Annotated in this window: 7 protein-coding genes; 5 read left to right on the forward strand and 2 right to left on the reverse strand. The window is 71.2% G+C overall.

Translation table 11 applies throughout. The features are described from left to right. Positions 1-157 precede the first annotated feature (157 nt). From acs to ACFYO8_RS06215, 5 genes are all read left to right on the forward strand, one after another. On the forward strand, positions 158-2,146 hold the full coding sequence (gene acs / locus ACFYO8_RS06195; protein ID WP_354867886.1) for an acetate--CoA ligase: 1,989 nt from the start codon (positions 158-160) through the stop codon (positions 2,144-2,146). Between the two features lie 231 nt (positions 2,147-2,377). Further along, positions 2,378-5,161, forward strand: a complete 2,784-nt coding sequence (locus ACFYO8_RS06200) for an immune inhibitor A domain-containing protein (RefSeq protein ID WP_355047339.1) — start codon at positions 2,378-2,380, stop codon at positions 5,159-5,161. A gap of 356 nt (positions 5,162-5,517) precedes the next feature. Then, positions 5,518-7,920: an immune inhibitor A domain-containing protein gene (locus ACFYO8_RS06205; RefSeq protein WP_354868429.1), complete on the forward strand. Its 2,403-nt coding sequence runs from the start codon at positions 5,518-5,520 to the stop codon at positions 7,918-7,920. A 175-nt stretch (positions 7,921-8,095) separates the two neighbouring features. Beyond that, a complete protein-coding gene (locus tag ACFYO8_RS06210; RefSeq protein ID WP_354867880.1) occupies positions 8,096-8,431 on the forward strand; it encodes a hypothetical protein in 336 nt (111 codons plus the stop codon). Between the two features lie 131 nt (positions 8,432-8,562). After that, the gene (locus ACFYO8_RS06215; RefSeq protein ID WP_387256848.1) at positions 8,563-9,495 is read left to right on the forward strand and encodes an alpha/beta fold hydrolase; all 933 of its coding nucleotides are present in this window, start codon (positions 8,563-8,565) and stop codon (positions 9,493-9,495) included. 1 nt (position 9,496) lies between these two features. Here the strand turns inward: ACFYO8_RS06215 and ACFYO8_RS06220 are convergent, their stop codons facing one another. Both ACFYO8_RS06220 and ACFYO8_RS06225 read right to left on the reverse strand, forming a co-directional pair. After that, complete coding sequence (locus ACFYO8_RS06220) at positions 9,497-9,862, reverse strand: hypothetical protein (protein WP_114919301.1); 366 nt, start codon at positions 9,860-9,862, stop codon at positions 9,497-9,499. Then, entirely contained in the window at positions 9,859-13,038 is a 3,180-nt protein-coding gene (locus tag ACFYO8_RS06225; RefSeq protein ID WP_354867875.1) for an SseB family protein, read from the reverse strand. The genes ACFYO8_RS06220 and ACFYO8_RS06225 overlap by 4 nt, the downstream gene beginning before the upstream one ends. Positions 13,039-13,075 lie beyond the last annotated feature (37 nt).

The following is a 13,075-nucleotide window of genomic DNA, read 5'->3' on the forward strand; positions in this document are numbered from 1 at the left end:
TGCCCGGGGTTGTCAATAAGGGCCCTTCCTTACACCTCGGCGCGAGGGGAGGGCCGCTGGGCGCGCGGTGGAGGACCGGACGGTCGCGGGCGCGGTACGCCGGGGCTAACCTTCCCCGCATCAGGAGACGCAGGTCACGCGACGAAGGAGTCACCGCATGAGCGAGGCATTGGCCAATCTGCTGAACGAGACGCGCCAGTTCCCGCCGCCTGCTGAACTCGCCGCGAACGCCAACGTGACCGCCGAGGCGTACGAGGAGGCGGCCGGCGACCGGCTGGCCTTCTGGGAGCGCCAGGCCGGCCGGCTGGCCTGGGCCCAGCCGTGGGAGCAGGTGCTCGACTGGTCGAACGCCCCGTTCGCGAAGTGGTTCACCGGGGGCCGGCTCAACGTGGCGTACAACTGCCTGGACCGGCACGTCGAGGCGGGCCTCGGGGACAAGGTGGCGATCCACTGGGAGGGCGAGCCCGGCGACACCCGGACCGTCACCTACGCCGACCTGCACCGGCTCACCTGCCAGGCGGCGAACGCGCTGACCGAGCTGGGCGTGACCGCCGGTGACCGGGTGGCGATCTACCTGCCGATGATCCCGGAGGCGGCGGTGGCGATGCTCGCCTGCGCCCGGATCGGCGCCACGCACAGCGTGGTGTTCGGCGGCTTCTCCGCCGACGCGCTGACCAACCGGATCCAGGACGCCAGCGCCAAGGTGGTGATCACCGCGGACGGCGGCTTCCGCCGGGGCAAGCCGTCGGCGCTCAAGCCGACGGTGGACGAGGCGGTGGCGAACTGCCCGTCGGTGGAGCACGTGCTGGTGGTCCGGCGTACCGGTGAGGAGGTCGCCTGGTCGGCGAAGGACCACTGGTGGCACGAGACGGTGGAGACCGCCTCCCCGGAGCACGAGGCGCAGGCGTTCGACGCCGAGCACCCGCTGTTCATCCTCTACACCAGCGGCACGACCGCCCGCCCGAAGGGCATCCTGCACACCACCGGCGGCTACCTGACCCAGGCGTCGTACACCACGCACGCGGTGTTCGACCTGAAGCCGGAGACGGACGTCTACTGGTGCACCGCCGACATCGGCTGGGTGACCGGGCACTCCTACATCGTGTACGGCCCGCTCTCCAACGGCGCCACCCAGGTCATGTACGAGGGCACCCCGGACACCCCGCACAAGGGCCGGTTCTGGGAGGTCGTCGACAAGTACAAGGTGACCATCCTGTACACCGCGCCGACGCTGATCCGCACCATGATGAAGTGGGGCGAGGACATCCCGGCCGGGTACGACCTGTCGTCGCTGCGTCTGCTCGGCAGCGTCGGTGAGCCGATCAACCCGGAGGCGTGGATCTGGTACCGGCAGCACGTCGGCCGCGGTGAGCTGCCGGTGGTGGACACCTGGTGGCAGACCGAGACCGGCGCCATCATGATCTCGCCGCTGCCGGGCGTGACCGAGGCGAAGCCGGGCTCGGCGATGGGCCCGCTGCCCGGCATCGTCGCCGACGTGGTCGACGACCAGGGCCAGTCGGTGCCGAACGGCGGCGGCGGATACCTGGTGCTGAAGGAGCCGTGGCCGTCGATGCTGCGGACGATCTGGGGCGACGACAACCGGTTCCTGGAGACGTACTGGTCCCGGTTCGGCGCCGGCGCGAACACCGGCGACGAGTGGGTCTACTTCGCCGGTGACGGTGCGAAGAAGGACGACGACGGGCACATCTGGCTGCTCGGCCGGGTGGACGACGTGATGCTGGTGTCCGGCCACAACATCTCCACCACCGAGGTGGAGTCGGCGCTGGTCAGCCACCCGTCGGTGGCGGAGGCGGCGGTGGTCGGCGCGACCGACCCGACGACCGGCCAGGCGATCGTGGCGTTCGCCATCCCGCGCGGCAGCGCGGAGACCACGGGCGACGCGGGCGAGCGGCTCATCGCCGAGCTGCGCAACCACGTGGCGAAGACGCTCGGCCCGATCGCCAAGCCGCGGCAGATCATGCTGGTGGCGGAGCTGCCGAAGACCCGATCCGGGAAGATCATGCGCCGGCTGCTGCGGGACGTGGCGGAGAACCGGTCGCTCGGCGACGTGACCACACTCCAGGACTCCTCGGTGATGGAGCTGATCTCGTCGGGGATGAGCGGCGGGAAGTCCGACGAGGACTGACGTCGACGTACGAGGAGGGGCGGGCCGCGGGCGGTCCGCCCCTCCTCGCGTCCGCGATCCGCGCCGGTCGATCGGTTGACCCGTGACTGACCTGATCGGCCAGAGGGCCTTTTCACCTCTGTCGATGTCGCTGCCTGTCGGTTACGTTCAGCCGCACCGGCAGATTTCGACGTGCGTCAGTGAGACGGCCGGTCCCTCACCATTCCCTACGAACGGAGTGGCATGCTCCCCATGTCGCAGCACAGGGCACGGCGACGCCTACTCGTCGCGCTGCCCGTCATCGCGCTCGCGGCCACGTCGCTGACCGTGACCGGCAGCGCGGCGGCCCAGCCGTCCCGGTCCGCCCCGGTCACGATCGGGGCGGACGAGCACTACATCAACTACGCCGAGCCCGAGGTGCAGCCGGACACCGGCGGCAAGGAGGTCAAGGGCCGGGACGGGATCTTCTCCGCGCCGGCGGACGAGGCCCGCGCCTACGACCGCAAGTACGCCGGCGGCAACCCGATCGCCGCCCGCGAGCTGGCCAGGCTGGAGGCCAGGTCCATCCGGAGCGGCCAGAGCCCTCGGAAGATCAAGAAGGCCAAGAGCACGCAGACCGCCAAGCTGCTGACGCTGCTCGTCGAGTTCAACGACAAGGCCAACGACGACTTCACGAACGTGATGGTCCCGAAGACGGTGTTCGAGGACCGCACCTGCGTGCCCGGAACGGTGCAGAACGGCCCGCGCCACAACACCATCCCGAACCCGGCCACGCTGCCGCACAAGGACAACAACTCGATGTGGGTGCCGGACTTCTCCCCGGCCCACTACGACAAGATGCTGTACAGCAAGAAGGGCATCACCGAGCGGGTCCGCAAGGACCTGAAGGGGCCGGACGGCAAGCCGGGCATCAGCCTCGCCGGGCGGACCATGCACAACATGTACCTGGAGATGTCCAAGAACGCGTACACGGTGGACGGGCAGGCCAGCCCGTGGATCACGGTGCCGCACTCGGAGGGCTGGTACGCCGCCTCGCGCTGCTTCCAGGACGAGAACGGCAACTGGGTCGCCGGGCGTGAGCAGTCGATGAACGGCCACCCGGACAACCCGCAGGGCGCCGGGCGCCTCGCCACCGACGCGATCGACGCGCTGGCCGCCAAGGACCCGAACTTCCCGTGGGCCGACTACGACATCGAGGACCAGAGCGACCGCGACGGCGACGGCAACTACCACGAGCCGGACGGCGTGATCGACCACCTGGTGCTGGTGCACGCCAACCAGGGCAAGTCCCGTGGTGGCGGCGACATCGGCATCTACTCGGTCTGGGCGCACTCCTCGACCGTGACCGGTGGCTACACGATCCCGGGCACCAACCTGAAGGTGTCGAACTACATCGTGCAGCCGGAGGACGCCGGCGTCGGCGTCTTCGCCCACGAGTTCGGGCACGACCTGGGCCTGCCGGACCTCTACGACACCTCGGGCAACGCCGACTCGGACGTGGACTTCTGGGACCTGATGGCGTCCGGCTCGCACTCCGGCGAGATCTTCCAGGCGCTGCCCACCCACATGGGCCTCTGGGACAAGTGGGTGCTGGGCTGGGCCGAGCCGAAGACGTTCGGGCCGGGTGACCGGTCCAAGCTGGTCAAACTCGGGCAGACGTCGCGTACGCCGGTCGGTACCGAGGACGGCATCAAGATCGACCTGCCGGACAAGGTGATCTCACTGGCCACGCCGCACAGCGGCTCGAACATGTGGTACTCGGGCGCCGACCAGGGGTGGGCGGACGTCAAGATCAGCCGTTCGGTGTCCGTCCCGAACGCCGCGGACGCGAAGTTCTGGATGTGGAACAACTACGTCATCGAGGCGGACTGGGACTACGGCTTCGTCGAGGTCTCCACGGACGGCGGCGCCACCTGGACCGAGCAGAAGGTGTACGCCGAGGGCGGCGCGCTGGTCTCCACGAACGACGGCTACGCCGACCCGAACGGCCGCATGGTCGACTTCGGCAACAAGAAGTACGGCCTGACCGGCAGCACGAACGGCTGGCGGCACGACTACGCCGACCTGTCGTCGTACGCCGGGCAGACCGTGCAGGTGCGGCTGCGCTACGCCACCGACGAGGCGTTCCAGGAGCGCGGCTGGTTCGCCGACGACTTCTCGGTGACCGGCGGCGGCGCGACCACCTGGAGCGACGACGTGGAGGGCGGCGCGGCGGGCTGGACCCAGACCGGCGGCACCTTCACCGACACCAGCGGCGCGGGTTGGTACATCGACTCGGGCACGCAGGTGAAGGCGCACTACTACCTCGCCGAGTGGCGTAACTTCGACGGCTTCGACAAGGGCCTGAAGTACACCTACGACACCGTCTACTCGCACGAGGCGTGGAAGGTCGACCGGATCGCGTACAACGCGCCGGGCATGCTGGTCTGGTACCGGGACACGCAGCTCGGCGACGTCAACCACGTCACCGCGCAGATGACCGCGCTGCCCAGCTACGGCGCCAAGGGCGGTCTGCTGATCGTCGACTCGCACAACGACCCGCTGCGCCGCAAGGGCGTCGCGGCCGAGAAGGACCCGTCGGTGCTGAAGAACCTGCCCAGCCGGCCGCAGTCCTCCAACGCCGCGTTCGGCCTGAAGCCGACGTACCCGTTCAAGGAGTGCCTGGAGGCGGCGGACGAGCCGTACAGCGAGTACTGCACGAAGTTCGGCCCGCAGGCGCCGGTGCGCGGCTTCACCGACGCCAAGGGCTGGTACCCGGGCATCGAGATCCGCGACGGCGCCGCGTACTCGCGGGACAACGACGCCTCGGTGGTCGTCCCCTCGCGGGGCAACCAGCAGTACACGACCCGGGTGGTCAACCCGGACGGCACCCCGGCGACGGACTACTACGGTTCGACGCTGGGTGGCGGGGCGATCGTGCTCGGCACCGGCAACCCGCGCGACTCGGGCGTCCAGTACGGCGTCTCGATCATCATCAAGTGGGCCGCGAAGGACAACTCGTACGCCACCGTGTACGTGGTTCCGCCGCGGCGCTGAACCGTACGTTCAAACCGGAACCGGAATGACCGAAAAATGAGCTGAACGGGCTCGATGAGGGAAGGGCCGGGAGCGCGAGTGCTCCCGGCCCTTCCGCGTAGGCAGTTAATCCATGACTGTCACTGCACTTCATGATCCAGATATCGCCGCTGGTCACCGGCTAGGTGACGGGCCGACGTGTGACGGTGAAAAGCATCCCCAACAAAAAGTTGCCACAAATCGACGCACACATCTTCCCACCAGTCGCAGCAGTGTCTATGTTCACCTTTGGTCCCACTAGTGGGACGTTCCACCGGCCCGTACCCCCAGTTGGGCCGGTTCCCTCACACCGGAGGTACCACGTGCGCAAAGTCGCAGTGGGTCTGCTCGGGCTTTCGCTGACCGCGACGGGGCTGATGGCAGGCACGGCCGCCAGCGCCGCGCCGACGCCGAAGCTGCCGGCCGCCGCTCCGTCGGTGGCCGAGCCTGCGCAGGCTGAGCACGACCTGCCCAACCCGCTGGAGGAGAAGCGGCGCGCGCTGCGCCAGGAGGGCCTCAGCGAGGTCCTGTCCGGCAGGGCGAAGGCCCAGAAGATCAACGGCAGCAAGGTCGTCAAGGTCGGCGAGCAGGCTGTCGCCGGTCCCGCGGCGGGTAAGGCAGCCAAGAGCACCAAGGCAGGCAAGGGTCCGACCAAGGACCAGTACGTCGAACTCTCCCGCGAGCGGACCGACAAGATCTTCGTCATCCTCGCGGAGTTCGGCGACGAGCGGCACCCGAGCTACCCGGACCAGGACACCGACCCGGACACCCCGGGCCCGACCCGGTTCGACGGTCCGCGCGTCAACCAGATCCCGCAGCCCAACCGGGCGGTGGACAACTCCACGGTCTGGCAGGCGGACTACAGCGCCGACCACTACCGGCAGCTGTACTTCGGCACCAACCCGGGCGAAGAGTCGCTGAAGCAGTACTACGAGGCCCAGTCCTCGGGTCGGTACAGCGTCGACGGCGAGGTCACCAACTGGGTGAAGGTGCGGTACAACGAGGCCCGCTACGGCCGTTCCGACGGCTACCCGTGCGCCTCGAACGTCTGCACCAACACCTGGGCCCTGGTCCGCGACGCCGCCAACCAGTGGGTCGCCGACCAGAAGGCGCAGGGCCGCTCCGACGCGGAGATCGCCGCGGACGTCAAGGCGATGGACGAGTGGGACCGGTACGACTTCGACGGCGACGGCGACTTCAACGAGCCGGACGGCTACATCGACCACTTCCAGATCGTCCACGCCGGCGGCGACCAGGCCGACGGTGACCCGTACCAGGGTGAGGACGCCATCTGGAGCCACCGGTGGTACGCCTTCGCCAGCGACCAGGGCAACACCGGCCCGGAGAACTTCCCGGCCGGCGGCACCCAGATCGGCAACACCGGCGTCTGGATCGGTGACTACACGATCCAGCCGGAGAACGGTGGCCGCAGCGTCTTCTACCACGAGTACGGCCACGACCTCGGTCTGCCGGACGACTACAACGTGGTCAGCGGCGGGGACAACAACAACGAGCACTGGACCCTGATGGCCCAGAGCCGGCTCGGCGCCAAGAACGACGGCGGCATCGGCGATCGCGGCGGCGACCTCGGCGCGTGGAACAAGCTCCAGCTCGGCTGGCTCGACTACGAGGTCGTAGTGGCCGGACAGAAGCGCACCCTGGAACTCGGGCCGCAGGAGTACAACTCCAACAAGGCCCAGGGCGCCGTGGTGGTGCTGCCGCAGCGGGAGTACACGTTCCAGAACGGCAAGCCGTTCGAGGGTACGAAGCAGTTCTTCTCGGGCAACGACGACGACCTGAACACCACGATGACGCGCACTGTCGACCTCACCGGGAAGACCAGCGCCGCGCTGTCGATGAAGGGTCGCTACAGCATCGAGGCGGACTACGACTACCTGTTCTTCGAGGCGTCCACCGACGGTGGCCAGACCTGGGCCTCGCTGCCCGGTACGGCCAACGGCACCCCGCTGAAGGAGATCTCCCCCGGGCGCTACGCCCTGGACGGCTCCAGCAACGGCCAGTGGGTCGACGTCAACATCCCGATGGACGCGGTCGCCGGCAAGGTCGTGCAGTTCCGGCTCCGCTACCAGACGGACGGCGGTGTCTCCGAGGGCGGCTTCTACGGTGACGCGATCACCGTGACCGCCGACGGTCAGACGCTTCTCACCGACGGCGCCGAGGCCGGCGCGAGCGGCTGGACCCTCAGCGGCTTCAGCATCGTCGAGGAGACCTACACCCGTAAGTTCGACAACTACTACATCGCCGGCAACCGGTCGTACGTCTCGTACGACAAGTACCTCAAGACCGGCCCGTACTTCTTCGGCTACGCGAACACCCGCCCGGACTACGTGGACCACTACGCGTACCAGGAGGGTCTGCTGATCTCCTACTGGAACCTCCGGTTCGCGGACAACGACACGTTCGCGCACCCGGGTGAGGGTCGGAACATGATCATCGACGCGCACCCGCGGCCGATCTACAACCTGACCGGGGCGCCCTGGCGGGCCCGCGTCCAGGTCTACGACGCGCCGTTCAGCCTGAAGAAGGCCGACTCGTTCACGCTGCACCTCAACAGCCAGCCGCAGTACATCCGTGGCCAGGCGGCGCAGCCGCTGTTCGACGACACCAAGCAGTACTGGTACCCGGAGCTGCCGAACCACGGCGTCAAGCTCCCGGCCACCGGCACCAAGATCAAGGTTCTGGAGCAGAACGGCACCTCGCTGAAGGTCCGCTTCTCCTGATCCACTGATCGACGCACCACGCGATGCCCGGGCGGTGAACCGTCCGGGCATCGCCCTTTCCGGGAACCCGGCGGACCCCGCCCGCGTCCCATCCGGGTGACGCCCGTGCCACGCTGCCGGCCGCCCTCGCGCTGGTGCTGCTCGCCGGCGCGGGTGCGGCGGAGACGGAGGATCCGTGCCCGACGACCACCAGCCGGCCGCGAGCGGCGCCGGCACGCCCGCAGATCGCCCCACCCCGCTGTCCGCCACCGACCTGCCGACGCTGCGCCGGCCCGCCGGCCCGCCGAAGAAGCCGACCGACAACCGGCCCACCGGCGTCGTCGTCGGCTGGATCACCCGGGGTGGGTCCGGGCCGTGCTACGGGCTGATGGACGAGAACGGCACGGAGTACGCGGTGTACGGCCCGAACGCCGGCGAGCTGCGCAAGGGCGACCTGGTCACGCTGCGGCTCACCGCGCGGGATCGCTCCGTCGACTGCGGGCCCGGCATCCCGATGCGGATCATCCAATGACGTCCGGTAGCGGCGTACTCACCCGTCGATGAGCGGACGGCGTACGCGACCCCGGGTGCCCGCCCGGAGAAATCCCTGATCCTGGTCACCTGCGGGGCCGGTGGGTCACAGACGGCCCTAGGCTGTGCGCCATGACCGACCAGCGCGGCGGACCCGTCGACGAGTCCTGCGTCCTGCCCGAGGGGCCGTGGACGCACCGGTTCGTCGGCGCCAACGGCAGCCGGTTCCACGTCGTCGAGGCGGGCACCGGGCCGATGGTGCTCTTCCTGCACGGCTTCCCCGAATACTGGTACGCCTGGCGCGAGATGCTGCCGGCGGTCGCCGACGCGGGCTTCCGGGCGGTCGCTGTCGACCTGCGCGGTTACGGTGCGAGCGACAAACCACCCCGGGGGTACGACGGCTTCACGCTCGCCGCCGACGTCGCCGGCCTGATCCGGGCGCTCGGCGAGCGGTCGGCCACGGTGGTCGGCACCGGCGCGGGCGGGCTGATCGGCTGGACCGCCGCCTCCTTCCACCCGACCCTGGTCCGGCGGCTCGTGGTGCTCGGCGCGCCGCATCCGCTACGGCTGCGGGCGGCCATCTTCGCCGACCCGCGCGGCCAGTTCGCCTCGGCCACCGCGACACTGAAGTTTCAGCTCCCCCGCTACGAGCACGTGCTGACCCGGGACGGCGCCGCCGAGGTGGAGGAGACGCTGCGCCGCTGGGGCGGGCCGCGCTGGGTGTCCGGCCCCGACTTCGCCGACTACGCCCACTGCTGCCGGGTGGCGATGCAGATCCCGCAGGCCGCGTTCTGCGCGATGGAGGGCTACCGCTGGGCGTTCCGCTCGGCGCTGCGGCTGCACGGCTACCGCTTCGTGAAGTTGATGCAGAAGCCGCTGGTCACGCCGACCCTGCAACTGCACGGCGCGCTCGACCAGGCCTCGCTCCCCCGCACCGCGCAGGGCTCCGGCCGCTACGTCACCGCCCCGTACGAGTGGCGGCTGCTCGACGACGTGGGGCACTTCCCGCACGTGGAGGCGCGAGACGTGGTGCTCGGCGAGGTCCTGCGCTGGGCGAAGTCCTGACTCAGACCCGCTGCTCGCCCAGGTCGGCCACCTCGGCCGCGGGCGCCCAGCCCTGGTAGACGCCGAAGTCGAACGCCTCCAGCCCCATCGCCTCGGCGACCGGCCAGCGCCCACCGGTGTACTCCAGCCGCAGCCAGCCCTCGTGCTCGGCCAGCACGATGAACGGCTGCCCCTGCCAGGTACAGGTGGTCCGAACGTACGCCAGATCGTCGACCTCGGCGGCCGGCACCACCCGGACGTACCGGCCGGGACGCACCTCCGTGAATCCCTCGTCGGGGCCGGGCTGGTACAGGCGGATGTCGTCCCCGTCGGGGCTGGCCTGGTACTCCCGCCCTCGCCAGCGGGCCACGTAGCCGTCGCGGGTCACGCCTCGCCCGCCTTACGCCACAGCAGCTCGTCGGTGTCCAGGACCGCGACCAGCCTGCTGTCACCGTCCGCGCCGGCCCGCCACAGCTCGGCGCCGTGCGGAAGCCGCGCACTGTCCACCTTGAACTCCGCGATCACGTCGCTGCTCTCCCCCGGCGCGAAACCGTTGCCACGGAACGGGGGCCGCTCGATCACCCAGCCCTCCATCGCCCGCATCGCCGCCTCGTTCGGGCCGCCGTACGGGATCCGGTAGAGGCTCGGCCGGTAGGCGGGCCACCGCAGCAGGTAGATCTCCTCGTCGTCGGGGGAGAACGGCGAACCCGGGTGGCCGAGGCCGAGCGCGCGGTACAGCTCCACCGGCGTACGCAGGTGCGCCAGTTCCCCGGCCCGGTGCACGAATCCGGAGACGCGGTCGTAGCCCCGCTCCAGGTAGTAGGCGAGCTGGCTCACCGCGATCGCCTTCTGCATGGTCACCGGCCGGTTGTCGGTGACCGAGTACCCCTGCGGACGCGGTCGCTCCGCCGGCTGCGGCGCGGCGGCCGGCTCCGGGTCGTCGCCGAGGCCCACCTCGGCCGCCCAGTTGGCCAGCGCGAGGACCTGCTCCCCGGGGTACGACGCGCCCACCGGGCTGCCCGGGTTGACCCGGAACGACCAGGCCGCGTCCGGCCACCTGCGGATGAGCTGGACGAATTTCACCCGTACCGTCTCGACCTGGCCCTCGGTGTGCTCGGCCAGGCGTTCCGGCGAGGTGTAGACCGAGACGCACGTCTCGCCGTCGACCGGCTCGGCGTGCCAGACGAAGCCGGGGTCACCCGGTCGGCTGCCGGCGGCCGAATCGGGCGCGACCGGCAGCAGCACCCGGGCCAGCAGCAGGGTGGTGAGGAAGCCGTCCGTGCTCCCGCTGCCCGCGGCGGCCAGCAGGTCCTCCTCCACGTCGTTCGCTGGTACGAAGTCGGCCGAGCCGTGTGCGGTGCTCGATCCGGCGTCGGGCGGCGGATCGACGGGCGTCCCGGGAGTCGCGGGAGTCGCGGGAGTCGCCGGGGCCGGCGTGGACAACGCCACGGTCGGGTCACCGGGCGCGAACAGCGCCGTGGTGACCGGCTCGTCGGTCGCCGGCTCGAAGAGGGACACGGGCGGCTGTTCCGCCGGCACGGGCTCGGCCGACACCGGGCCGGTCAGCGGCTCGGTCGGCTCGGCCGACACCCGGTCGAACAACGACACCGTCGGCTCGGCCTCAGCTGCACCGGACAGCGGCGCGGTCGGTGCCGGGTCGAACAACGACACGGTCGGCTCGGCCGACGCCGGGCCGGTCAGCGGCTCGGTCGGCTCAGCCGACACCCGGTCGAACAACGACACCGTCGGCTCGGCCGACGGCGCGAAGAGCGGCGCGGTGGCCTCCGCTACCGAGGCCGACGGGTCGAACAGCGACGTGGTGGGCTCGGAACCCGATCCGAGCGACACCGTCGGATCGTCAAGCGGCGTGCTCCGGTCCGGCGTGCCGGTGGCGCCGAGGTGGGTCGGCGCCGGGTCGACGAGGTTCACCGTGTCGTCGGTCGGCGGATCCACCGGGAACGACACGGTCGGGTCGACGGCGCCGGCCCACGGCGTGGTTGCGCCCCCGGCCGGTTCCGGACGCGCCGGGCCGGCCTGCTGCGCGGACCAGAACGGCGCGGGCTCGGTCAGGTCGCGGGCCTCGATGACGGTGCCCTCGATGACGATGGGTGTGAAGTCGCGGCGCGGCGCGGGCGGCGCGGAGACCGGTTCGGCGATCGACGGGGGCAGTTCCTCCGCCGACTCGTCGACCGTTTCCCACCTGGTCTCGGCCCCGCTTCCGCCCGGTGCGGCCCCCCACCCGTCAGCCGTGGCCGGAGGTTCGGCCGTGACCGGGTCGGCGTGCGCCGCCGGAGCGGGTTCGGCGTGCCGCCGGGGCAGCGCTTCGGTCGCGTCCTCGGGCGGGCGGGTGGGCCGGAACGCCCGGGTCGCCTCCTCCGGGCGGGACGCGGGCGGCGGCTCGTCCGTACGCGCCGGGAACGGGTGGGTGGGGCCTTCGCGTACCGGCTCGTTCAGCGGCCGTCGACGCGGAAACGGCTGCCCACCGGCGAACCGGGTCGGTGGGGTGGCCCGGTCACCGGCCCGGCGTGACGGGTCCAGCGGCGATGGGCGCCGGGCCGAGCGGCCACCGGACGAGGGTTCGAAGAAGGAACGGGACGGCGGCGCTGCGGTGGCCGCCGACGGCTCGTCGGTGGCCACCGCCGGGGCGGCCGCGAAGGGGTCCGGCTCGTCCGGGCGGCGGCGCAGGTCGGTGAGCCAGCCGTCGAGGGCGTCCGTATCCGGCTCAGCGGCGGCACGGCCCGGGACGTCGCTGTCCGCTGCCCGGCGGCGTGGCGGCACGGTGGGCAGCCGGCGCCCCAGGACTGAGGCGGCCCGCATCGGCACCGTGGGCGGCTCGCCGGTTTTTCTCAGCCGCTCGTCCCGGCCCCGCGCCCCGGCGGTCGGCGGCACGGCGGTCGGCGGCACGGCGGTCGGCGGCACGGCGGTCGGCGGCACGGCGGTCGGCGGCACGGCGGTCGGCGGCACGGTCGGTGGCGGCGTCGCAGGTAGCGGCGCGACCGGCGGCGGAACGGCGGCGGACGGTGCGGCCGGCTGCGGCATCGCGGCGGACGGCACGCTCGGCGGCGGAACAGCGGCAGGCGGGACGGGAACGGCCGGCGGACGAGGCGCGGCCTCGGGCACCGCGTTCCGGGCCGCCCGGGTGGCGCTCTCCACGCGCTCCAGCCGGGCGCGGGCGCCCATGGTGCGGCCAGGCAGCCGGATGTCACCCCGGGAGAGCTGAGCCACGTACCAGGCGGGCAGGTAGCCCTCGATCGGCAGGCCGGGATTGACCGCCAACCACCACTCGGGGTTGGGCCAGTCGGCCGCCAGATCCGGGTAGGCGAGGCGGCGGGTGGGCCCCGCGTTCTCGCCCAGGCTCGCGCGCAGCGCCGCGGCGGAGGTGAAGGCCAGCACGTGGGTGCGGCCCTCGGCGGTCCAGGTGCCCCACCCGGCGCCCGGCCCGCCCGTGACCGGAAGCAAGAGATCGACGCGGGTCAGCACGCGGAAATACTGCTGCTGGTCCTGCGCACCCAGCGCGTCCCGCATCGCCACCTCGGCCTCGGTGGCCGGCTCCCATCCGGTCACGGCCACCTCTCCTTCCGCGAACAGGCCACAGGCATCG

The sequence above is a fragment of the Micromonospora sp. NPDC005257 genome (genome assembly GCF_042872445.1).
GTDB lineage: Bacteria > Actinomycetota > Actinomycetes > Mycobacteriales > Micromonosporaceae > Micromonospora.